Origin of the sequence: Bradyrhizobium genosp. P (assembly GCF_049949265.1) — a bacterium.
In the GTDB taxonomy this organism is placed as follows: domain Bacteria; phylum Pseudomonadota; class Alphaproteobacteria; order Rhizobiales; family Xanthobacteraceae; genus Bradyrhizobium.
On sequence record NZ_CP188195.1, the window covers coordinates 3,630,725 to 3,651,042 of the forward strand.

The 20,318-nt window shown below is 64.6% G+C and carries 23 protein-coding genes; 19 read left to right on the forward strand and 4 right to left on the reverse strand.

Annotation, left to right across the window (positions count from 1 at the left end):
- Window position 1 precedes the first annotated feature (1 nt).
- Complete coding sequence (gene pcaD / locus ACP2YO_RS17580; protein ID WP_426441959.1) at window positions 2-784, reverse strand: 3-oxoadipate enol-lactonase; 783 nt, start codon at window positions 782-784, stop codon at window positions 2-4.
- 19 nt (window positions 785-803) lie between these two features.
- Window positions 804-2,159 carry a 3-carboxy-cis,cis-muconate cycloisomerase gene (locus ACP2YO_RS17585; RefSeq protein WP_426441960.1) on the reverse strand — a complete coding sequence of 452 codons (1,356 nt, stop codon included), beginning with the start codon at window positions 2,157-2,159 and terminating at the stop codon, window positions 804-806.
- Window positions 2,160-2,379: 220 nt separating this feature from the next.
- Between ACP2YO_RS17585 and ACP2YO_RS17590 the strand changes: the two genes are divergently transcribed.
- The 16 genes from ACP2YO_RS17590 to ACP2YO_RS17665 all read left to right on the forward strand — a co-directional run bounded on the left by ACP2YO_RS17590 (window position 2,380) and on the right by ACP2YO_RS17665 (window position 16,746).
- The gene (locus ACP2YO_RS17590; RefSeq protein ID WP_426441961.1) at window positions 2,380-2,826 is read left to right on the forward strand and encodes an SRPBCC family protein; all 447 of its coding nucleotides are present in this window, start codon (window positions 2,380-2,382) and stop codon (window positions 2,824-2,826) included.
- Window positions 2,827-2,981: 155 nt separating this feature from the next.
- On the forward strand, window positions 2,982-3,467 hold the full coding sequence (locus ACP2YO_RS17595; RefSeq protein ID WP_426441962.1) for a (2Fe-2S)-binding protein: 486 nt from the start codon (window positions 2,982-2,984) through the stop codon (window positions 3,465-3,467).
- Between the two features lie 70 nt (window positions 3,468-3,537).
- Window positions 3,538-4,344, forward strand: a complete 807-nt coding sequence (locus tag ACP2YO_RS17600) for an FAD binding domain-containing protein (protein WP_426441963.1) — start codon at window positions 3,538-3,540, stop codon at window positions 4,342-4,344.
- Between the two features lie 59 nt (window positions 4,345-4,403).
- Window positions 4,404-5,312 (forward strand): AAA family ATPase, encoded by a 909-nt coding sequence (locus ACP2YO_RS17605; RefSeq protein ID WP_426441964.1) that lies wholly within the window; start codon window positions 4,404-4,406, stop codon window positions 5,310-5,312.
- 124 nt (window positions 5,313-5,436) lie between these two features.
- Window positions 5,437-6,639 carry a vWA domain-containing protein gene (locus ACP2YO_RS17610; protein WP_426441965.1) on the forward strand — a complete coding sequence of 401 codons (1,203 nt, stop codon included), beginning with the start codon at window positions 5,437-5,439 and terminating at the stop codon, window positions 6,637-6,639.
- A gap of 25 nt (window positions 6,640-6,664) precedes the next feature.
- A complete protein-coding gene (locus ACP2YO_RS17615; RefSeq protein WP_426441966.1) occupies window positions 6,665-6,988 on the forward strand; it encodes an XdhC family protein in 324 nt (107 codons plus the stop codon).
- Between the two features lie 2 nt (window positions 6,989-6,990).
- The gene (locus tag ACP2YO_RS17620) at window positions 6,991-7,692 is read left to right on the forward strand and encodes an XdhC family protein (protein WP_426441967.1); all 702 of its coding nucleotides are present in this window, start codon (window positions 6,991-6,993) and stop codon (window positions 7,690-7,692) included.
- Entirely contained in the window at window positions 7,689-9,293 is a 1,605-nt protein-coding gene (locus ACP2YO_RS17625; protein WP_426441968.1) for an NTP transferase domain-containing protein, read from the forward strand. Before ACP2YO_RS17620 ends, ACP2YO_RS17625 begins: the two co-directional genes overlap by 4 nt.
- Window positions 9,294-9,457: 164 nt before the next feature.
- Window positions 9,458-9,808, forward strand: a complete 351-nt coding sequence (locus ACP2YO_RS17630; protein WP_426443227.1) for a DUF4189 domain-containing protein — start codon at window positions 9,458-9,460, stop codon at window positions 9,806-9,808.
- Between the two features lie 175 nt (window positions 9,809-9,983).
- Window positions 9,984-10,394: a DUF2000 family protein gene (locus tag ACP2YO_RS17635; RefSeq protein ID WP_426441969.1), complete on the forward strand. Its 411-nt coding sequence runs from the start codon at window positions 9,984-9,986 to the stop codon at window positions 10,392-10,394.
- Between the two features lie 260 nt (window positions 10,395-10,654).
- Complete coding sequence (locus tag ACP2YO_RS17640; protein WP_426441970.1) at window positions 10,655-11,083, forward strand: hypothetical protein; 429 nt, start codon at window positions 10,655-10,657, stop codon at window positions 11,081-11,083.
- Between the two features lie 339 nt (window positions 11,084-11,422).
- The gene (locus ACP2YO_RS17645; protein WP_426441971.1) at window positions 11,423-12,721 is read left to right on the forward strand and encodes an adenylate/guanylate cyclase domain-containing protein; all 1,299 of its coding nucleotides are present in this window, start codon (window positions 11,423-11,425) and stop codon (window positions 12,719-12,721) included.
- A 61-nt stretch (window positions 12,722-12,782) separates the two neighbouring features.
- Entirely contained in the window at window positions 12,783-13,511 is a 729-nt protein-coding gene (locus ACP2YO_RS17650) for a GntR family transcriptional regulator (RefSeq protein WP_426441972.1), read from the forward strand.
- Between the two features lie 61 nt (window positions 13,512-13,572).
- Window positions 13,573-14,820 (forward strand): MFS transporter, encoded by a 1,248-nt coding sequence (locus ACP2YO_RS17655; protein WP_426441973.1) that lies wholly within the window; start codon window positions 13,573-13,575, stop codon window positions 14,818-14,820.
- Between the two features lie 15 nt (window positions 14,821-14,835).
- Window positions 14,836-15,729, forward strand: a complete 894-nt coding sequence (locus ACP2YO_RS17660; protein ID WP_426441974.1) for an amidohydrolase family protein — start codon at window positions 14,836-14,838, stop codon at window positions 15,727-15,729.
- A gap of 102 nt (window positions 15,730-15,831) precedes the next feature.
- Window positions 15,832-16,746, forward strand: a complete 915-nt coding sequence (locus ACP2YO_RS17665; protein ID WP_426443228.1) for a PhzF family phenazine biosynthesis protein — start codon at window positions 15,832-15,834, stop codon at window positions 16,744-16,746.
- 109 nt (window positions 16,747-16,855) lie between these two features.
- Here ACP2YO_RS17665 and ACP2YO_RS17670 read toward each other — a convergent pair whose 3' ends face one another.
- Both ACP2YO_RS17670 and ACP2YO_RS17675 read right to left on the reverse strand, forming a co-directional pair.
- Complete coding sequence (locus ACP2YO_RS17670; protein ID WP_426441975.1) at window positions 16,856-17,317, reverse strand: DUF488 family protein; 462 nt, start codon at window positions 17,315-17,317, stop codon at window positions 16,856-16,858.
- Between the two features lie 11 nt (window positions 17,318-17,328).
- A complete protein-coding gene (locus tag ACP2YO_RS17675) occupies window positions 17,329-18,168 on the reverse strand; it encodes a DUF72 domain-containing protein (RefSeq protein ID WP_426441976.1) in 840 nt (279 codons plus the stop codon).
- 129 nt (window positions 18,169-18,297) lie between these two features.
- Between ACP2YO_RS17675 and ACP2YO_RS17680 the strand changes: the two genes are divergently transcribed.
- From ACP2YO_RS17680 to ACP2YO_RS17690, 3 genes are all read left to right on the forward strand, one after another.
- Entirely contained in the window at window positions 18,298-18,651 is a 354-nt protein-coding gene (locus tag ACP2YO_RS17680) for a hypothetical protein (RefSeq protein WP_426441977.1), read from the forward strand.
- Window positions 18,652-18,722: 71 nt separating this feature from the next.
- On the forward strand, window positions 18,723-18,929 hold the full coding sequence (locus tag ACP2YO_RS17685; protein ID WP_426441978.1) for a hypothetical protein: 207 nt from the start codon (window positions 18,723-18,725) through the stop codon (window positions 18,927-18,929).
- 253 nt (window positions 18,930-19,182) lie between these two features.
- A complete protein-coding gene (locus ACP2YO_RS17690) occupies window positions 19,183-20,316 on the forward strand; it encodes a glycosyltransferase family 2 protein (RefSeq protein ID WP_426441979.1) in 1,134 nt (377 codons plus the stop codon).
- The last annotated feature ends 2 nt before the right edge of the window (window positions 20,317-20,318 follow it).

Below are 20,318 nucleotides of genomic sequence, written 5' to 3' on the forward strand. Positions count from 1 at the left end.
GTTAGCGTTGCGTCAGGAAGCCGACCATGGCTTCGGTGAAGGCGTACGACTGCTCGACATTGGAAATGTGCGCGGCGTCGAGCAGCGTCATGCTGGCGCCGGGAATGAGGCTACGGATCATCTCCGCCGCTGACACCGGGGTTGCCATGTCCTGCCGTCCCGCGATCACCAATGTCGGGCTCTTGATCTGGGGCAACAGCGCCCGCTGGTCGAGCGTGGACAGCGCTTCGCAGCAGGCGAGATAGCCCTGCACCGGGGTGGCGAGCAGCATCGCCTTCATGTGGGCTGCGATCTGCGGCTCGCGCTCGCGGAAATCAGCGGTCAGCCAGCCCGCGATCACGGTGTCGGCGACGGCGGCGATGCCGCCTTCCTTCACCGCCTTGATGCGGTTCAGCCAGTTGGTCGGATCGGGATAGTAGCAGGCGGTGTTGGCGAGGATGATCTTGCCGAACCGCTCGGGCGCGTTGGCGCCGAGCCATTGTCCGACCATGCCACCCATCGACAGGCCGCACCAATGCACTTTCTCGATGTTGAGGTCGTCGAGGATCGCGAGCACGTCGCGGCCGAACCGCTCCATCGAATAGGGGCCGGGCGGGACGCCGGATTTGCCGTGGCCGCGGCGGTCGTAGCGGATGACACGAAACAGCTGCGTCAGCGACCGCATCTGCGGCTCCCACATTTGCAGGGTGCAGCCGAGCGAATTCGACAGCATCAGCGTCGGTCCGCCGTCGCGGCCTTCCACCTGGACATTGAGCAGGCACCCGTCGGCGTCGATCATTGGCATCGGACAATACTCCGGTCTTTTATGTCGCGTTGAGAGAGGCCAGCAGGCGGTCGATCAGGGCCTGCGAAGCGCCTTGATAGGCCATCGGCTCGAACAGTTCCGCGATTTTCTTGCCATCGAGCTGCGCGGTGACCTTCGCATCCGCCGACAACACGTCGCGCAGATGCTTCTTCTCCGCGACCGCCGTCTTGCTCGCGGCCTCGATTAAATGATGGGCGTCGCTCTTGCCGATCTTTTCCGCCAGCGCCATCGTCACCGCCTCCGCCATGATCAGGCCGCCGGTTGTGTCGAGATTGGCGCGCATGCGCGCCGCATCGACCTCCAGCCCCTCGGCGAGGTCGACAATGGCGGCAAGCGCGCCCGAGGTGACCAGCATCAGGGCCGGCAGCGTCGGCCACTCCGCATGCCACGGCCCGGCGCTGCGCTCGTGGTCCTGTACTTGTGCTGCAAAAATCGTGGCGGCGAGATTGGGCGCCATAGTGGCGGCGCCAAGCGCGCTCGCGGCCGCCACCGGATTGCGCTTGTGCGGCATGGTCGAGGAGCCGCCACGGCCGACACCCGCCGGCTCAAAGGCTTCGGCAACATCGGTCTGCATCATCAGCGAGACGTCGCGCGCGATCTTGCCGCAGCTGCCGGCGAGGATTGCAAACACCGATGCCGCCTCCGCGATACGGTCGCGATGGGTGTGCCATGGCGCTTCCGGCAACGGCAAGTCTAGCTCGCGCGCAAGCTGCTCGGCAACCGCGAGCCCGTTGTCGCCGAGCGCGGCCAGCGTTCCGGCCGCGCCGCCGAATTGCAATGCCAGCGTCTCGGAGCGCAGGCGTTGCAATCGCTTGCGCGAGCGATGCAGCGCCGCGGCATATTCGGCGAGTTTTAATCCGAACGGCATCGGCAGCGCGTGCTGCAGCCAGGTGCGCGCCACCACCGCCGTATCGCGATGTTGCCGTGCCAGCTTGGCAAAGCCTGCGACCGCACGATCGGTATCCAGCAGCAGCGCGTCGATGCCGGCGCGCAATGTCAGCATGGTCGCGGTATCGATCACGTCCTGGCTGGTCGCGCCCCAATGCACATAGCGCGCGGCCTCGGCATCCAGCTTCGCAACGTTGGCGGTCAGCGCCTTGACCAGGGGGATCGCCAGATTGCCCGACTGGGTCGCGGCCTCCGCCAACGCGGTCAGATCAAATGATTCGCTCCTGCAGGCGGCACCAATCGGTCCCGCGGCCGAGGATGGAATCACGCCGCAGGCCGCCTCGGCGCGGGCCAGGGCGGCCTCGAAATCCAGCATGTTCTGCAAGGTGGCGGCATCGTCGCATGTCGCGCGCATCGCGGCGCTCGACAGCATCGGCGCAAGCAGGGGAGAGAGGGCTGTGCTCATGTCGCGCGACCTAACCATTCCGGTGGGCTGATGCCAATGCCCGCCGCCGGTTTGCTGCTATTTTCACCCACGTGGCCAATGGTGCGATTTTGTGAACGGGGCGCCGGTCTTGCTGCAGTTGCGAATATGCATCGCTCATCCTCCAAAGGTGGCCTTTCCTTTGCCCGCCTGCTGCATTACTTGGGGAAACAGGTTTTAGCGATCGATCCAGGAGGTCCCCATGGCCATGACGATGACCGGCGAAGTCCAGCTTGCGGCGCCGCGTGAGGCTGTGTGGGACAAGCTCAACGACCCCGAGGTGCTGAAGGCCTGCATCCCCGGCTGCGAGGAGCTGGAGAAGACCGACGACCACGGCTTCCGCGCCACCGCCAAGATGAAGGTCGGACCGGTCTCCGCCCGCTTTAAGGGCAAGGTCACCTTGAGCGATCTCGATCCGCCCAACGGCTACAAGATCTCCGGCGAGGGCGAGGGCGGGGTCGCCGGGTTCGCCAAGGGCGGCGCGACTGTCGGTCTCACCGACAAGGATGGCGGCACGCTCCTGAGCTACAACGTAGAGGCGCAGATCGGCGGCAAGCTCGCCCAGCTCGGCCAGCGCCTGATCAACGGCAGCGCCAAGAAGCTCGCCGACGAATTCTTTGCCAATTTCGCCAAGGCGGTGCAGGGCTAGCTGCGCTGGAGGGCCGGATCAGCCGTATCCGGCTATGCCCTGGATGAGTGGCTCGAAAGGTTGCTCATTGGGGGGCCGGCCCATATTATGCCGTCTGGAATGATTTTAAACCGCCTGTTCTGCCGATATGCGGCAGCGCAGATAAGAGAGTGCTGATGGCCAAGATTTCCATGATCGTGAACGGCAACCCCGTGAACGCGAACGTCGACCCCCGTACCCTTCTGGTTCAGTTTCTGCGCGAAAATCTGCGCCTGACGGGCACCCATGTCGGCTGCGACACCTCCCAGTGCGGCGCCTGCGTCGTGCACCTCGACGGCAAGGCGGTGAAGTCCTGCACCACGCTCGCGGTCATGGCCGACGGCCATGAAGTCAGGACCATCGAAGGTCTCGCAGCAGATGGCGCGCCGCTGCATCCGATGCAGGAGGCGTTCCGCGAGCATCACGGCCTGCAATGCGGCTTCTGCACGCCCGGCATGATCATGACCGCGGTCGATATCGTCCATCGCAAGGGCCACGATCTCTCCGATGCGCTGATCCGCGAGGAGCTGGAAGGCAATCTGTGCCGCTGCACCGGCTATCAGAACATCGTCGCTTCGATCGCCGCCGGCGCCAAGGCGATGGCGAAGTCGGACCTCGCTTAGCAAGTCGGACGTCGCTTAAGGCAGCATTTCATCGCGCTTCCCGCGATCGGGACATTCCCAGGAAACTTCAATGTACGAATTCAAATATCATCGTCCGGAGACCGTGCGGCAGGCCGCCAATCTCCTGGTCAAGAACGAGGACGCCAAGCTGATCGCCGGCGGCCACACGCTGGTGCCGGTCATGAAGCAACGGCTCGCGAGCCCGCCGCATCTGGTCGACCTCTCTCACATCGAGGGCCTCGACACGATCGAGATGAAGGGCCGCGCGCTGGTGATCGGCGCCACCGCCAAGCATGCCGATGTCGCGAACTCCGCCATCGTCGGCGAAGCGATCCCGGCGCTTGCCGAGCTTGCCGGCCTGATCGGCGATCCCGCCGTGCGTCACCGCGGCACCATCGGCGGCTCGCTCGCCAATAATGACCCGACAGCCGACTATCCGGCCGCGGTGCTGGCGCTGGATGCGACCATTGTGACCAACAAGCGCCGCCTCAAGGCCGAGGAATACTTCCAGGGCCTGTTCACGACCGCGCTCGAGGCCGACGAGATCATCATCAAGGTGATGTTCCCGCTGCCGAAGAAGGCGGCCTATGTGAAATTCCGCAACCAGGCCTCGCGCTATGCGTTGGTCGGCGTGTTCGTGGCCAAGCGTCCGTCCGACGTGCGCGTTGCCGTGACGGGCGCGGGCTCCGACGGGGTGTTCCGCGTCACCGCGTTCGAGGAGGCGTTGAAGACGCGATTCTCGCACAAGGTGCTCGACGGCCTGACCGTTCCGGCCGACGGGCTCAACAGCGACCTGCACGGCAGTGCCGAATACCGCGCGCATCTGATCGGCGTCCTGGCGCGCAGGGCCGTGGAAGCTGCGACCGCCAAGGGCTAAACTCCAGGGCACGCTTTAAGGCGCGCTTTGCTAACTCCTGCTGCAAGATTGGCCGTTTCATGAGTGCATCGGCGTTACCCACCTCCGTCGATGCTCTGCTGGAGCTGTTGACCTCGCGCGGCTATCTGGCCGAACGGTCGCTTGCGACGGTGACCTATCTCGCGCTGCGGATGGGTCGGCCGCTGTTCCTGGAAGGCGAGGCCGGTGTCGGCAAGACCGAGATCGCCAAGGTGTTGTCGGCGGCGCTCGGCCGCAAGCTGATCCGGCTGCAATGCTATGAGGGCCTCGACGTCGCCTCCGCCGTCTATGAGTGGAGTAGCGCGGCGCAGATGATCGCGATCCGGCTGGCGGAAGCCTCCGGCGACACCGATCGCGACCAGCTCGCCAGTGACATTTTTGCCGAGCGTTTCCTGATCAAGCGGCCGCTATTGCAGGCGCTCGAGCCTGATGTCGCCGGGCCGCCGGTTCTGCTGATCGACGAACTCGACCGCGCCGACGAGGCGTTCGAGGCGTATCTTCTGGAAATCCTCAGCGACTTCCAGGTCACCATCCCCGAACTCGGCACCGTGAAGGCGCCGGCGCCGCCGATCGTGATCATCACCTCCAACCGTACCCGCGAGATCCACGACGCGCTGAAGCGCCGCTGCCTCTATCACTGGGTGGACTATCCCTCCGCCGAGCGCGAGCTGGCGATCGTCAAGTCGCGAGTGCCCAACATTTCCGCAAAACTCTCGCAGCAGGTCGTCCGCTTCGTGCAGGCACTGCGTAACCAGGATTTCTACAAGTCGCCGGGCGTGGCCGAGACCATCGACTGGGCCACCGCGCTCTCCGAGCTCGATGCGCGCTCGCTGACGCCGCAGGTGGTCGGCGACACGCTGGGCGCGCTGCTGAAATACCAGGACGATATCGCGCGCCTCCAGGGCGACGCGTTGCAGAAGACACTGAAGGACGCGACGAGCGAGAACTAGCTCGCGCGCCGCAACAACATTCGTCATTCCGGGGCGCACGCAGTGCGAACCCGGAATCCCGAGCTTGTGGAGCGAGATTCCGGGTTCACGCTTCGCGTGCCCCGGAATGACGGGGTACCAAACGATGGCGATCAATCACCTTGCGCCTCCGACCGGTTACATGGCCGACAATGTCATCGGCTTTGCCCGCGCGCTGCGGGCGGCCGGGCTTCCGGTCGGGCCGGGCTCGGTGATCGACGCGCTCAATGCGCTGCAACTGATCGAGGTCGGCAACCGCGCCGATCTCTTCACCACGCTGGAATCGATCTTCGTCAAGCGCCATGAGCACGCGCTGATCTTCCGCCAGGCTTTCGACCTGTTCTTCCGCGCCGCCGAGGAGTGGAAGAGCATGCTGGATTCGGTGCCGCTGCCGGATCACGCCAAGAAGAAACCGCCGCCGGCCTCGCGCCGCGTCCAGGAGGCGATGTCGCAGCCCGCGATGCGCGAGGAGCGGCCGCAGGCTCAGGAGCAGGAGCTGAAACTCTCGGTCTCCGACAAGGAAGTGCTCCAGAAGAAGGATTTTGCGCAGATGACCGCGGCTGAGATCGCCGAGGTCGTCAGAGAGATCGCGCTGATGCGGCTGCCGCAGGCCGAGTTGCGGACCCGCCGCTACCAGCCGGTTGCACGGGGTCTGCGGCTCGACATGCGCCGCACCCTGCGCGCCTCCTTGCGCACCGGCGGTGAGATCATCGACATCCGCAAGCTCGGCCGGATCGAGAAGCCGGCGCCGATCGTGGCGCTGCTCGATATCTCCGGTTCGATGAGCGAATATACCCGCCTGTTCCTGCACTTCCTGCATGCCATCACAGATGCCCGCAAACGGGTCTCGGTGTTCCTGTTCGGTACCCGGCTGACCAATGTGACGCGCGCGTTGCGGCAGCGCGATCCCGACGAGGCGCTGGCGCGCTGCTCGTCCTCGGTCGAGGACTGGGCCGGCGGGACGCGGATCGCCACCTCGCTGCACTCTTTCAACCAGCTCTGGGCCCGCCGCGTGCTCGGGCAGGGCGCCATCGTGCTGCTGATTTCCGACGGGCTGGAACGGGAGGCCGACGCAAAACTGGCCTTCGAGATGGACCGGCTGCATAGGTCTTGCCGCCGCCTGATCTGGCTCAACCCGCTGTTGCGCTATTCGGGCTTCGAGGCCAAGGCGCAGGGCATCAAAATGATGTTGCCCCACGTTGACGAATTCCGCCCGGTGCATAATTTGACGTCTATCAAGGGGTTGATCGAGGCGCTGTCATGTCGGCCGCCGGTGCAACACCGCAGCCTGATCCGCTCCGTAGCCTGAGAAGAATGCTAAGCAGGAGGCCACCATGTTGAACCGCGACGAAGACATCCTTCAGGCCGCCGAGACCTGGCAGAGCCAGGGCCACGGCGTGGCGCTCGCCACCGTGGTCGAGACCTGGGGTTCGGCGCCGCGCCCGGCCGGCTCGAGCCTCGTCATCAACGACGACGGCACGTTCTTAGGGAGCGTTTCGGGCGGTTGCGTCGAGGGCGCTGTGGTCACCGAGGCGCTCGACGTGATCGCGAGCGGTCAGGCCAAGATGCTCGAATTCGGCGTTGCCGACGAGACGGCCTGGAATGTCGGCCTGTCCTGCGGCGGCACCATCCGCGTCTTCGTCGAGAAGGTCGGCTAGCCGTGAAACTCGCAACGCTGAAAGAGCTGAACGCCGAGCGCGCCGCGCGCCGCCCGGTCATCGTCGTCACCGACACTGCCAATGGCGAGCAGCGCCTGGTGAAGGCGAACGACATCGCCGCCGATCCGCTCCGCGCCGAACTGTCAAAACAGTTGCGGATGGGCAAGAGCGGCAACGTCGAAGCCGGCGGCAGAAAACTGTTCCTCAACGTCTACGCGCCGACCGCAAAGCTCGTGATCATCGGCGCGGTCCATATCAGCCAGGCCTTGGCGCCGCTGGCGCGCTCGCTCGACTACGACGTGACCGTGGTCGATCCGCGCGCCGCGTTTGCAAGTCCCGAGCGGTTTCCCGACGTGCCGCTGGTCGCGGAATGGCCCGACGTCGCGCTGCCGCCGCTCAATGTCGATCACTACACGGCATTCGTCGCGGTCACCCACGATCCGAAGATCGACGATCCCGCGCTGCTGCACGCCTTTGAGCGCGATTGCTTCTATATCGGCGCACTCGGCTCGCGGAAGACTCACGCCAAGCGCGCCGAACGGCTGCGCGCGCAAGGCGCCAAGGACAGCGACATCGCGCGCATCCATGCGCCGATCGGCCTCGATATCGGCGCGGTGTCGCCGTCTGAGATCGCGGTGTCGATCATGGCCGAGATCACCGCGCAACTGCGCCTGTCTCCAAAAGAAAAAGAAGAAGCGGCATGAAGTTCGGTCCCGCCAGTCCGGCCGACGCGATTGGCGGCGTCACCGTGCACACGCTCCGTCAAGGCGCGCTGGTGCTCAAGAAAGGCACCACGATCGGCCCCGAGGAAGTCGAGGCGCTGACCAAAGCCGGCGTCAAGGACGTCGTCGTGGTGCGGCTGGAGGAGGGCGATGTCTCCGAGGACGTCGCGGCCGCCAGCATCGCGCGAGCCGTGGCGGGCGAGGGCGTCAATGTCGAGCGCGCCTTCACCGGCCGCGCCAATCTGTTCGCGGCCCAACCGGGCGTGCTGATGGTGGACCGCGCCGCGGTCGACCGCATCAACGGCGTCGACGAGGCGATTACCTTTGCGACGCTCGCGGCGTTCAAGCCTGTGGTCGAAGGCGAGATGATCGCGACCGTCAAGCTGATCCCGTTCGGCGTCGAGGCGAAGCTGTGCGATGCCGCCGTTGCGGTCGCAGGCCACGACGCGCTACGCATCGCGCCCTACACGATCAAGAAAGTCGGCGTGGTCTCGACGCTGCTGCCGGGACTGGCGCCCAAGGTGATCGACAAGACCCTGCGCGTCACTGCGGAGCGATTGGCGCCGGCCGGAGCTGCAATCATCGCCGAGCGCCGCGTGCCGCATGACGAGACCGTGCTCGCCGCCTCGATCAAGGAGTTGCTCGCGCTCGGCGCCGAACTCGTCATCGTGTTCGGGGCTTCGGCGATCGCCGACCGGCGCGACGTGATCCCGGCCGCGATCACCACGATCGGCGGCGCCATCGAGCATTTCGGCATGCCGGTCGATCCCGGCAATCTGCTGTTGATCGGTAGCGCTGGCGGCGTGCCGGTGCTGGGCGCGCCGGGCTGCGCGCGCTCGCCGGTCGAGAACGGTTTTGACTGGGTGCTGATGCGGCTGCTCGCCGGCATCAAGGTCTCGCGGTCCGACCTCACCGGCATGGGCGTCGGCGGACTGCTGATGGAAATCGTGACCCGGCCGCAGCCGCGCACCGTTCCCGATACCGAAGGCAACCGCAACGTCGCGGCAATCGTGCTCGCCGCGGGGCGTTCGACCCGGATGGGCGGCCCCAACAAGCTGCTCGCCGAACTCGACGGCAAGAAGCTGGTGCGGATCGTCACCGAGCAGGCGCTGGCGTCCAAAGCATCGGAGGTGATCGTCGTCACCGGGCATCAGGCCGACCTCGTCGAGCAGGCGCTGAAGGGCCTCAAGGTGAAATTCGCCCGCAATCCGGATTTCGCCGGCGGACTTGCCAGCTCGGTGAAAGCGGGGATATTGGCGGTGTCGGACAAGACCGACGGCGCCATCGTCTGCCTCGGCGACATGCCGCTGATTTCGTCCTCGTTGATCGACCGCCTGATCGAAGCCTTCGAGCCCGATCGCGGCCATCTGATCACGGTCCCGGTCAGCGACGGCAAACGTGGCAATCCGGTGCTGTGGTCCCGGCGCTTCTTCCGGGAATTGATGACGCTCGACGGCGACATCGGCGCCCGTCATCTCATCGCCAAGCACGCCGAGGCGGTCGCCGAAGTCGCGGTCGAAGGCAATAGTGCCTTCCTCGACATCGACACCCCGCAGGCGCTGGAAGCGGCGCGGCGGGGGTGACCCCATCCGCCGCCGCCGCGGTTGTCGCTGGACCTTTCAACCCGTCATTCACCATCTGGAAACGACCCCCCGGTAGATTCGCCGCCGGACTTTGGGGGATTTCCGTCTTGATCATTTCCACCGCCGCCGCGCAGCGCCGCGCGCTGACTATTCTTGTCCTGACATTGCTGCTCGGCGCCTCGCGTGTCATCGCGGATAACTTTGTCAGAGAGGCCCACGCCGCCGGAGCGTTCGCGGTCGGCAAATGCGGCGCCTACGGCCAGGCCTATGATTACCCGGCGGAAGCGGCAGCCCGCGCGGCCGCGCTAAAACAATGCAAGGGCGAGTGCACGATGGTGACCATGAAGCGCGCCTGTGCCGCGTTGTCGGTCGACATGGCCAACCCCTGCGGCGCCCATGGCTATGCTGTCGCGCCGAAGATCTCGACCTCGCTCAATGCCGCGACCAGGAAATGCTACGAGTTCGGCGGCAAGGAATGCGTGATCCGCGCGTGGGCCTGCGACGCCAAGGGGTAGCGCGCAATCGTAGCCCGGATGAGCGAAGCGACATCCGGTTTCGCAGCGATCCCGCATGTCGCTTCGCTCATGCGGGCTACTGGCACCGATTTGGCCGCAAGCAATGCGTGATCCGCGCCCGGGCCTGCGACGCCGGGGCTGGTCCTGGTCGGTGCAATTCCGCTAGATTTGCGCCATGCAATTCGACACCAAGATCGCGGTCGTGATCCGCAACGACCTGGAAGCCTGGCAGAAGCTCAACGTCGCATCCTTTCTTTCAGGCGGCATCGCGGCTTCCTTTCCCGAATGTATCGGCGAGAATTACGAGGACGGGTCGGGGACCAAATATCTGCCGCTGATCGGCCAGCCGATCCTGATCTACGGCGCCGAGCGCGCCGCGCTGTCGCGGGCGCTCGAGCGCGCGCTGGCGCGCAACGTGGTTCCCGCGCTTTACACCGAGGACATGTTCACCACCACGCATGATGCGGCCAACCGCGAGGTGGTGAGGGCGGTAGCGCGCGCCGATCTCAACCTCGTTGGCTTGGCCATCCGCGCCGAGCGCAAGGTGGTCGACAAGATTGTCGACGGGCTGAAGTTCCATAGCTGAGCGCGCGAGGTCGTCGTCACGCGGTCGTCATGCAAATCGGTCCTGAACCCGTCCGTTCACGCGAACCCAAGGGCGGCTGGCGATCATCTTGTATATCGGGTTGAGGTGTGGTGGACGCCGTGCCCGCAACCGCTTGAACTCTTTTTCTCAATATAACATTGTGTCCGGATATGGTCTGCTTTCTTGCTTTGGAGCGAGCCAGGCTGGTAGCTGGATTTCAAGCGATGCGACGGAACTATTGGATGTTGGCGGGTTGCGCCGTGCCGATCTATTTCGCATTGGCGACCTGGCTGTCCTACGCGCGCGACCCCGGGATCGTGGTGCCTAACGTGCGTGGCGAAAGGCATCAGCTGATGCCACCGTTCCTCCCGCTTACTCCAGGTTCCAATTTTGCCATGATCAGCATTGACCCTTGGTTCGGTAAGTTCGCGGACGTTGCAGGGCTGCACGATTCCAGTTCACCGATCGTGCTCTACGAGGATGACAAGCTGCTCGGTCCCGCTCACTCCACGCCGCATGCCGAGATCGCCACTCTCGGCCATGGACGCTTTTCGCACTGGAAAGGCAACTTTTCCGTTTTTGTGTTCTCCTCCAGCGACAATACAGATCCCCGCACCAATGGCCGTACCTACTGGGCGGTGAAACCGCCGGACCTTGCGAAGTCCGGAGTCGCGGCCAACGTGCCTTGAGCGAAGGCAGCTTCTCCCTGGGCCGTCGGGTGCGCTGAAGGGAGGGAACGTTCACCGGTCTCTCCCTCACGCCAATCAGTGATTTGCTCGACGGCGCAAGCCCTCGCCGCGAGAACGCGGCTATGCGCCGGCCCGCAATACGAGACCATCGCGCTGACCGCTCTGATGCTGTTGGCCACGAGCATCGCCGTGACGCGCTTTCGGCGCACGCTCGATTGAGGCAGAATGCGGCAGGGTTGATTATCGTCATTCCGGGGTGCCGCGTCAGCGACGAACCCGGAATCTCGAGATTCCAGGTTCGATGCTTCGCATCGCCCTGGAATGACTGGGGCGGGGGAAATGATCGGATTCTCGGGCAAGCAGAAGACTCAGGATTCGACCGTATCGGTTGACTTCCACCATGCCCTGATGCGGGAAGTGATGACCACGGAGCTACTCCGCATCAAGGTGCTGATCGGCACGGTGGTGCTGTTTTCCGTTATCCTCTGGATCCTGTATTTCGCCGAGGCCGAGGCGCTCACCCGCGTCTGGCACGGCCGTATCACGCCGGCCTATCTTTTTTCCATCCTCCTTCCGTTCGTCGCGTTCGAATTGTGGGTGCACGCTGCGATTACCCGGCACATGCGGCAGGGGCGCGATCTGCCGGTCATCAGGCGCTACCTCGGCGCGCTGATCGAGACATCGATGCCGACGGCGGTGCTGGCGCTGCATATCGACAGGATGGGACCGGCGGCTGCGCTCGGCTTCGTGGCGCCGTTGATCTATTTCATCTTCATCATCACATCGACGTTGCGGCTCGATTTCTGGCTGTCGACCTTCACTGGGTTTGTCGCGGCGGCCGAGCTGTTCTGGATGGCGATGTACTATCACGCCGATCCCGCGCCGGACCTGTTCTATCACGCGGCCCGCAGCTTCGTGATTCTGGTCGGCGGTATCCTTGCAGGTGCGGTCGGCATGCAGCTGCGGCGGCAGTTCGGGGCCAGTATCCTCGCCGCCACGGCACGCGACCGCATCACCAATCTGTTCGGCCAGCACGTCTCGCCGCAGGTGGTCGAGCGGCTGATGGCGGAGGGCGCCGGCACCGGGAGCGACATCCGCCGTGTCGCGGTGATGTTCGTCGACTTCCGCAGCTTCACCGCAAGCGCTCGCACCCGCTCGCCGCAGGAGGTGGTGGATCGGCTCGACGGCGCGTTTGCCGTGCTGGTCGAGATCCTCGATCGCCATGGCGGCATCGTGAACAAGTTTCTCGGCGACGGCTTTCTCGCGCTGTTTGGCGCACCGTTCGAGTCCGAAGACGCCGCACAACACGCGGTCGCCGCGGCGCGCGAAATGCTGACGGCCAATGAGCGCGTCAACGCCGCTTCGGGCTGGCCGCTGCGCATTGGCATCGGCATCCATGTCGGCGAGGTCGTCGCCGGCAATATCGGTTCGCCGCGGCGCAAGGAATACACCGTGATCGGCGATACCGTGAACTTCGCCGCCCGGCTCGAAGCGCTCAACAAGGACCTCGGCTCGCAATTCCTGATCTCGGCCGCGGTGCGCGATGCCCTCGGTGACGATGGCAGCGATGCCGTGCCGCGCGGCGAGGTGCCGGTGAGGGGGTACGAGCACCCGGTACCGGTCTGGCAGTTGGGGTAGGCATACGAGAGGTAATTTGGTAGTGATTGACGCGAATTCTTATATTCATATAGATGACTAGATGAACTCGGCCATCGACGACCGCCTGCCGCGCTACCAGCGTCTTCGCGACGACCTGGCTGCGCGCATCAACCGCAACGAATGGCGTCCGGGCGACCCGATCCCGTCGGAGGCCGAACTCGGCGCGCATTACGGCGTCGCCATCGGTACCGTGCGCAAGGCGATCGATCAGCTCGTCAGCGACGGCGTGCTGGAGCGCCAGCAGGGGCGCGGCACCTTCGTCCGCCGCGCGCGGTTCAACTCCTCGCTGTTCCGCTTCTTCCGCTTCCAGTCCGAAAGCGGCGAGCGCCGCGTGCCGCGGAGCCGCATCCTGCGCCGGAAGTCCGTGCCGGCGACCTCGGCGGTCGCGTCGGCGTTGCGGCTTCCCGTCGGCGAGCCCGTCATCAGCCTGTCGCGCCTGCGTCTGATCGACGATGTGCCGCTATTGGCCGAGGAGATCTGGCTGCAGAGATCGCGCTTCGAGGCGATCCTTGCGCTCGAGACCGCAGAATTCGGCGACCTGCTTTATCCGCTCTATGAGGATCGCTGTGGCCAGATCGTGGTCTCGGCCGACGAAATCCTCACCGTCGAGATCGCCACCGAGATGCAATCGCGCCTGCTGCGGCTGGAAGCGAGTGCGCCATTGATCGTGATCGAGCGTCTCGCCTTCGATATCGAGCGCAGGCCGATCGAATGGCGCCGCTCGCGCGGGCCGGCCGATCGGTTCCGCTACCACGCCGAGATCAGGTGAGCGCGGCATCCAAACCAGACGACAGAAAAAACAACGACAGAAAAAATCAAGGGGAGAAATAATGTTAAACTGGTACAGCGAATGCTCGCCGCTCGAACGGCGCACGTTCTGGGCAAGCTTTGGCGGTTGGGGCCTCGACGCGCTCGACGTCCAGATGTTCAGCCTCGCCATTCCGGCGCTGATCGCAGCCTTCGGGATCAGCAAGGCGGACGCCGGCCTGCTCGGCTCGGTCACGCTGTTCTTCGGTGCGTTCGGCGGCTGGCTCGGCGGTGCGCTTGGCGATCGCTTCGGACGGGTGAGGGCGCTGCAGATCACGGTTGCAACCTTTGCGCTGGCGACCTTCGCCTCCGCCTTCGCCATGACCTACACCCAGCTCGTCATCCTGAAAGCGATCCAGGGCATCGGCTTCGGTGCCGAATGGGCCTGCGGCGCGGTGCTGATGGCCGAGATCATTCGCCCCGAGCATCGCGGCAAGGCGCTCGGTGCCGTGCAAAGCGCCTGGGCGGTCGGCTGGGGCGCTGCGGTGCTGCTCTCGGCACTCGTCTTCACCTACGCGCCGCCGGACATCGCCTGGCGGATCCTGTTCGCGGCGGGGCTGGTGCCGGCGCTGCTGATCCTCTACATCCGCCGCGGACTGAAGGAGCCGCCGCGCGCCGCGTCGCGCGAGGCCGCGCCGCCGTTCTTCGCGACACTTGCCGGAATCTTTCACCGCGACGTCTTGCGTTCCACGCTGATCGGCGGCTTGTTCGGCATCGGCGCCCATGGCGGCTATTCGGCGCTGACGACCTTCCTTCCGACCTATCTGCGCGAGGTACGGCATCTCTCGGTGTTGGGCTCCAGCGCCTATCTCGCCGTGATCATCGCAGCCTTCTTCTGCGGCTGTGTGGTGTCGGGCGTCATCAGCGACCGGCTTGGGCGCCGCGCCAACGCGGCGCTGTTCGCGGCCGCCTGCGTGGTGACCGTGCTGGTTTATATCTTCGCGCCGCTGACCGACCAGCAGATGCTGGTGCTCGGCTTTCCGCTCGGCTTCTTCTCGGCCGGCATCCCGGCGAGCATGGCCGCGCTGTTCAGCGAGCTCTATCCGGCCGGCGTTCGCGGCACCGGCGTCGGCTTTTGCTACAATTTCGGCCGCGTCATCTCCGCGGCATTTCCGTTCCTGGTCGGCTTCCTCGGCGATCGCATCGGCCTCGGTCCGGCGATCGGAATCGACGCCGCGTTTGCCTATTCGCTGGTGCTGATCGCGGTGCTGATGCTGCCGGAGACCCGGGGCAAGGTCTTCGAGCAGGCCGCCGTCGGCACACGCGCGTAATGATGAGGGACGAATATGTCATCGCACAAACATGGTATGACGCGGCGCCGGTTTGCCGCGGGATTTGTCACAGCTCTGTCGGCGACCGGCTTGAGCAAAGTCATGGCTGATCCGCGACTATCGATCGATACCCATTCTCACGTCTTTCATCGCGGGCTGAAGCTCGCGCCCGGCCGGCGCTATGCGCCGGACTACGACGCACCGCTCGATCTCTATCTGCAACAGCTCGACCAGAAGGGCATGACCAACGGCGTGCTGGTGCAGCCGAGCTTCCTCGGCACCGACAATTCCTATCTCGTCGAGTGTCTGAAGGCGACGAATGGCCGCTTGCGCGGCATCGCCGTGGTCGATCCCGTTGTCCCGCCGGATGAGCTTCGTGCGCTCGACCGCGCGGGCATCGTCGGCATCCGCCTCAATCTGGTCGGCCAGCCGCTGCCCGATCTGATGCTTCCGGAGTGGAAGGCCCTGCTGGCGTCGATCAAGCAGATCGGTTGGCAGGTCGAGATCCAGCGCAACGCCAGCGATCTCGCGACGCTGGTGCCAAAACTGCTCGACCACGGCGTGAACGTCGTGCTCGATCACTACGCGTTGCCGGATCCGAAGCTCGGCGTCGCCGATCCCGGCTTCGAGTCCGTTCTCAAGCTCGGTGCGTCGCGCAAGGTGTGGGTCAAGATATCGGCGCCCTATCGCAACGGCGCGGCCGGTGAACAGTTCGCCAAGCAGGCCTATCCGTTGCTGCGGACCGCCTACGGCCTCGACCGGCTGTTATGGGGCAGCGACTGGCCGCACACCCAGTTCGAGAAGACGGAGAGCTATGCGAAGAACCGCAAATTTCTCGACGAGCTTGTCACCGATGCCGATGAGCGCGCGCGCATTCTCGCATCGCCGCGCGAGTTGTTTCGATTCTAGCCCACGCGATTGCACCGAGTGCTCTGAAGAGCGTGGTTTTGGCCGTGGTATGGTAGCCGCGATCCGGCCGATGATGGCTGGAGTGGCATGAGGACGAGCAAGATGCAGCGGCGCTATATTACTGTCGACGTGTTTACCGACCGGGCCTTCGGTGGCAATCCGCTCGCCGTGGTGCTCGACGCCGGTGGGCTGTCGACGGCGCAGATGCAGGCGATCGCGACCGAGTTCAACTATTCCGAGACGACCTTCGTGCTGCCGCCGCAGGATTCCGCCAATGATGCGCAGGTTCGTATCTTCACGATGCTCAGGGAAATTCCGTTCGCCGGCCATCCCAATGTCGGCACCGCCTTCGTGCTGGCAACGCAGGCGGCGAGCGTGCCGGCGCGGTTGAAATTCGAGGAGAAGGCGGGGCTCGTGCCGGTCGAAATCCTGTCGGAGCAGGGCAGGGTGACCGGTGCCGAGCTGACGGCGCCGCAGACGCTGCAGCGGATCAACGAGGTCAGCGCGGTCGAGGCCGCTGCTTATCTCTCGCTGTCGGCAAGCGATGTGAAGACCGACCGACATGCGCCGCAGGTCGTCTCGGTCGGCCTGCCGTTCCTGGTCGTCGAGATCGCCTCGCGTGAGGCGCTGAAGCGCGCGAAGCCCGATCCGGCGGCCTTCGCCGCGGCATTGCCGCGCATCGGGCGCGACGTCGTCTATTTCTATACCCGCGATATCCCCGCAAGCGAGCAGCCACTCGATTTGCAGGCGCGCATGTTCCATCCCGGCGCGAGCGGCTTTTCCGAAGATCCGGCCACCGGCAGCGCGACCGCAGCGGCCGCAGGCTTGCTTGCCGATATCGATGCCACGCGCGACGGCGAACTGCGGTTGCGGATCGGGCAGGGCGTCGACATGGGCCGGCCGAGCCTGCTGCTGACGCGGGTGCGCAAAGAGCGTGGCACCGTGACGTCGGTGCATATCGGCGGCAGCTGCGTGAAGATGATGGAAGGGACGCTGAACGTATCTGGTGAGGCGTAGCTAAAGCATGATCCGGAAAAGTGTGAAGCGGTTTTCCCTCGCGACAAACGCGGAGCGTTTGCGCGGAGATCTAAAGCGCGATGATGATTCAAGCCAATCTCATCGCGCTTTAGACCTGCGGCGCCGCCAAATTCTCCACCGTCACGCCGTCGCGATCCTCGATGATCTCCGCGATCCATTGCCGGTGGCAGTGCGAATGGTCGCGCTCGTAGCAGAGGATGCAGACGGGGCCGGACTTCTTCACCAGCGACGACAATTCGTCGAGTTCTTCCCTGGCCTGTGTCGTCTTCAGGTGAGCCGAATAAATCTTGTGTAGCAGCTCGTATTGCCCGCTGCGCGCCGCCTCGCGGCCGTTCTTCGGCGTGCCCAGGCCGCGCAGGTGCAGGTATGCGATGCCGCGCTCGTCGAGGCCGGCAGCGAGCTGGTTCTTGGAGAAGCCCGGCCGCCGCGACGACGCGATCGCGCGGACGTCGACCAGCAGCTTGACGCCGGCCTGTTGCAATTCATCGAGCACCGCCTTCGACGGCGTCTGCTCGTAGCCGATGGTGAACAGCTTCCTTGCCTTCGCCATCGCTACCTCGCCTATTTCACGCGTTCGATCAATTCCATCGCACCGGCCGGCGCGCGGATCTTGCCCTCATGGATCACATAGGCGAACACATCGCGCGGCGCCTTCTTCGGCTTGGTCTTGTCGACCCGCGGCAGGTCATCCGGCTCGCTGCCTCCGGCCCAGTCCTGAAATCGCTTGGCCCAGGCATCGAGCTGCTTCGGCGGATAGCAGGTCTTGAGCTCGTCATCGCCCTTCTGCAGCCGCGCATAGACGAAGTCGCCGGCGACGTCGGCGATTGCCGGATATTTGCCGTGCTCGGCGAACACCACCGGCGTCTCGAATTCGCGGATCAGGGTGACGAATTCCGGGACGCAAAAGCTGTCATGCCTGACCTCGACGACATGGCGCAACGCGCGGCCCTCGAGCTTGCGCGGCAACAGCTCGAGGAACTTGCCGAAATCGGCGCCGTCGAACTTCTTGGTCGGCGCGAACTGCCACAGCACCGGCCCGAGCCGGTCCTTCAACTCCAGCACGCCCGAATCATAGAAGCGTTTCACGGAATCGCCGGCCTCGGCCAGCACGCGGCGGTTGGTGGCAAAGCGCGGGCCCTTCAGCGAGAAGATGAAGCCATCAGGCACCTCGCTCGCCCATTTGCGGAAGCTTTCCGGCTTCTGCGAACCGTAATAGGTGCCGTTGATCTCGATCGAGGTCAGCTTCGACGCCGCGTAGGCGAGCTCCTTCGATTGCACGAGTTTATCCGGATAGAACACCCCGCGCCACGGCTCGAAGGTCCAGCCGCCGATGCCAATGTAGATGTTGCCTGCGTCTGTTTTTGTCGGTTTGTTGGGAGCTTTGGCCACGACTGCACTCATCGCGAGGAAGGAACGGAGTTGAGAGTAGTCAAAATAATCGTGATTGGCCAGTTTGCCAGAATTGCATGGCCGGGCGCTTATCGTGGCCACCGGTCTTGGTTAGAATGCTGAAAACCGGGAGAAATGAAAATGCGCATGCTGGTTGCCATCCTCTTGATCATGTCCTCTGCCGCTGTTGCCGACGAGGTCGATGATGCGCACAAGCTCGCCATCACCGGCCGCGACGATTACTGGAATTGCCTCGCCCGCGAATACCCCCGCGACAGCAACAAGGCGATGTCCGACCAGGAGTTCACTACGCTGATTGCCTCCGTCTGTCCGTCGGAGCGGCAGAATTTCCGGGTCTCGCTGATCGACTTCCTGTCGTTGCAGTTTCCCAAGGAAGAACCAGACGCGCATCTTTCGACCGCCAATCGCGCTATCGAGCTCGCCCAGAAGGACATCGTCACCGCCTTCGCCCGGCGCCGGGCCGCGGTCAAATAGGTGTCCAAATCCTGTTGCGGGTGGCCGATTTTTGATATCAATCCGCGCACAGGCGAGGGGGACGATCCGGCATGAATTCACAATCGACCGCAGGCTTCTTGGGCGCAGTGGTCGCGGCCATCGCGCTGGCGGCAGCATTTATCTACGGGCCGTCGCCGAGCCAGATCCGCAATCCGGCCAAATCAGCCACAGTGCAGCAGGCGACCCCCGCCACGGAGGCAGCACCAGTGGCCCCGGCGCCGCGGGGCCCGGTGATCCGCGAAGTCCCGAACAATTAGCCCGCCACGTTGGTGGCCCCTTGCGGACCGCCTCGGGACTTCCTATATAGCTCGTAACGGCGACGTTGCAGCTTTCAAGGGCTCCGGCGCCGGGACGACCACGAATGGTAGGCTGCGCCGGATGTACGCGCGCCCCTTGTTCGTGGTCGTTGGCATTTTCAGGGGAATTTTGCCCCGTTTTCCCACCTTCCGAGAGGTGTCTCGGCTTGCCCGCCTTGGCAGCAGGGGAGGCTGCGGTTATACGCTGGCGCTCATGAATGACGCCATCAAGCCGGGCCCCGAAACCCCGTCGCAGGCCACCGGTTTGCTGCAACTTTCGGTCGTCGTCCCAACCTTCAACGAACGCGACAATGTCACGGTGCTGTACCGGCGGCTCGACGCGACGTTGAAGGACGTGTCCTGGGAAGTCATCTTCGTCGATGACAATTCGCCTGATGGAACCTGGGACGTGGTACGCGGTCTGTCGCGGCAGGATTCTCGCGTGCGCTGCATCCGCCGCGTCGGCCGGCGCGGCCTGTCCGGCGCCTGCATCGAGGGTATCCTGGCCTCGAGCGCACCCTATGCCGCGGTGATCGACGCCGACCTGCAGCATGACGAGAGCCAACTCCCGAAAATGGTCGCGCTGCTGCAGAGCGGCGAGGCCGAACTCGTGGTCGGCAGCCGCTACATCGAGGGCTACAAGGCGGAAGGCTTCAACAAGCAGCGCGCCGGCGCCAGCGCCGTCGCCACCGAGATCGCCCGCCGCGCGCTCAAGGTCGAGATCGCCGATCCCATGAGCGGCTTCTTCATGATTCGCCGCGACCGTTTCGAGCAACTCGCGCCGCAACTGTCGACGCAGGGCTTCAAGATCCTGCTCGACGTGGTCGCGACCGCGCAAGGCAAGCTGCGCGCGGTCGAAATTCCCTACACCTTCGGCGCCCGCCAGCATGGCGAGAGCAAGCTCGACTCCATGGTCGCGTTCGACTTCCTCGGCCTCGTGCTGGCGAAGCTGACGCACGACGTGATCTCGCTGCGCTTCCTGTTGTTCGCGATGGTCGGTGCCATCGGCCTGCTGGTGCATTTCGCCGTGCTGTTCATTGCGCTGAAGGTCTTCGGCGCGCCGTTCGCGGAAGCGCAGGCCAGTGGCGCGATCATTGCCATGACCAGCAACTTCATTCTCAACAACTTCCTGACCTACCGCGACCAGCGGCTCAAAGGGCTTGCGATCGTGCGCGGCCTTCTGCTGTTCTATCTCGTCTGCAGCGTGGGCCTGCTCGCCAATGTCGGTGTCGCGTTCTCGGTCTACGACCAGGAGCCGATCTGGTGGCTGGCGGGGGCTGCCGGCGCGCTGATGGGCGTGGTCTGGAACTACGCGATGTCCGGGCTGTTCGTCTGGCGCAGGCGATGATT

What these genes read in the sequence shown, in the direction of transcription:
- pcaD (WP_426441959.1), bottom strand. Translation starts at nt 784, where the DNA reads ATGCCAATGATCGACGCCGACGGGTGCCTGCTCAATGTCCAGGTGGAA.
- ACP2YO_RS17585 (WP_426441960.1), bottom strand. Translation starts at nt 2,159, where the DNA reads ATGAGCACAGCCCTCTCTCCCCTGCTTGCGCCGATGCTGTCGAGCGCC.
- ACP2YO_RS17590 (WP_426441961.1), top strand. Translation starts at nt 2,380, where the DNA reads ATGGCCATGACGATGACCGGCGAAGTCCAGCTTGCGGCGCCGCGTGAG.
- ACP2YO_RS17595 (WP_426441962.1), top strand. Translation starts at nt 2,982, where the DNA reads ATGGCCAAGATTTCCATGATCGTGAACGGCAACCCCGTGAACGCGAAC.
- ACP2YO_RS17600 (WP_426441963.1), top strand. Translation starts at nt 3,538, where the DNA reads ATGTACGAATTCAAATATCATCGTCCGGAGACCGTGCGGCAGGCCGCC.
- ACP2YO_RS17605 (WP_426441964.1), top strand. Translation starts at nt 4,404, where the DNA reads ATGAGTGCATCGGCGTTACCCACCTCCGTCGATGCTCTGCTGGAGCTG.
- ACP2YO_RS17610 (WP_426441965.1), top strand. Translation starts at nt 5,437, where the DNA reads ATGGCGATCAATCACCTTGCGCCTCCGACCGGTTACATGGCCGACAAT.
- ACP2YO_RS17615 (WP_426441966.1), top strand. Translation starts at nt 6,665, where the DNA reads ATGTTGAACCGCGACGAAGACATCCTTCAGGCCGCCGAGACCTGGCAG.
- ACP2YO_RS17625 (WP_426441968.1), top strand. Translation starts at nt 7,689, where the DNA reads ATGAAGTTCGGTCCCGCCAGTCCGGCCGACGCGATTGGCGGCGTCACC.
- ACP2YO_RS17635 (WP_426441969.1), top strand. Translation starts at nt 9,984, where the DNA reads ATGCAATTCGACACCAAGATCGCGGTCGTGATCCGCAACGACCTGGAA.
- ACP2YO_RS17645 (WP_426441971.1), top strand. Translation starts at nt 11,423, where the DNA reads ATGATCGGATTCTCGGGCAAGCAGAAGACTCAGGATTCGACCGTATCG.
- ACP2YO_RS17650 (WP_426441972.1), top strand. Translation starts at nt 12,783, where the DNA reads ATGAACTCGGCCATCGACGACCGCCTGCCGCGCTACCAGCGTCTTCGC.
- ACP2YO_RS17655 (WP_426441973.1), top strand. Translation starts at nt 13,573, where the DNA reads ATGTTAAACTGGTACAGCGAATGCTCGCCGCTCGAACGGCGCACGTTC.
- ACP2YO_RS17660 (WP_426441974.1), top strand. Translation starts at nt 14,836, where the DNA reads ATGTCATCGCACAAACATGGTATGACGCGGCGCCGGTTTGCCGCGGGA.
- ACP2YO_RS17665 (WP_426443228.1), top strand. Translation starts at nt 15,832, where the DNA reads ATGCAGCGGCGCTATATTACTGTCGACGTGTTTACCGACCGGGCCTTC.
- ACP2YO_RS17670 (WP_426441975.1), bottom strand. Translation starts at nt 17,317, where the DNA reads ATGGCGAAGGCAAGGAAGCTGTTCACCATCGGCTACGAGCAGACGCCG.
- ACP2YO_RS17675 (WP_426441976.1), bottom strand. Translation starts at nt 18,168, where the DNA reads ATGAGTGCAGTCGTGGCCAAAGCTCCCAACAAACCGACAAAAACAGAC.
- ACP2YO_RS17680 (WP_426441977.1), top strand. Translation starts at nt 18,298, where the DNA reads ATGCGCATGCTGGTTGCCATCCTCTTGATCATGTCCTCTGCCGCTGTT.
- ACP2YO_RS17685 (WP_426441978.1), top strand. Translation starts at nt 18,723, where the DNA reads ATGAATTCACAATCGACCGCAGGCTTCTTGGGCGCAGTGGTCGCGGCC.
- ACP2YO_RS17690 (WP_426441979.1), top strand. Translation starts at nt 19,183, where the DNA reads ATGAATGACGCCATCAAGCCGGGCCCCGAAACCCCGTCGCAGGCCACC.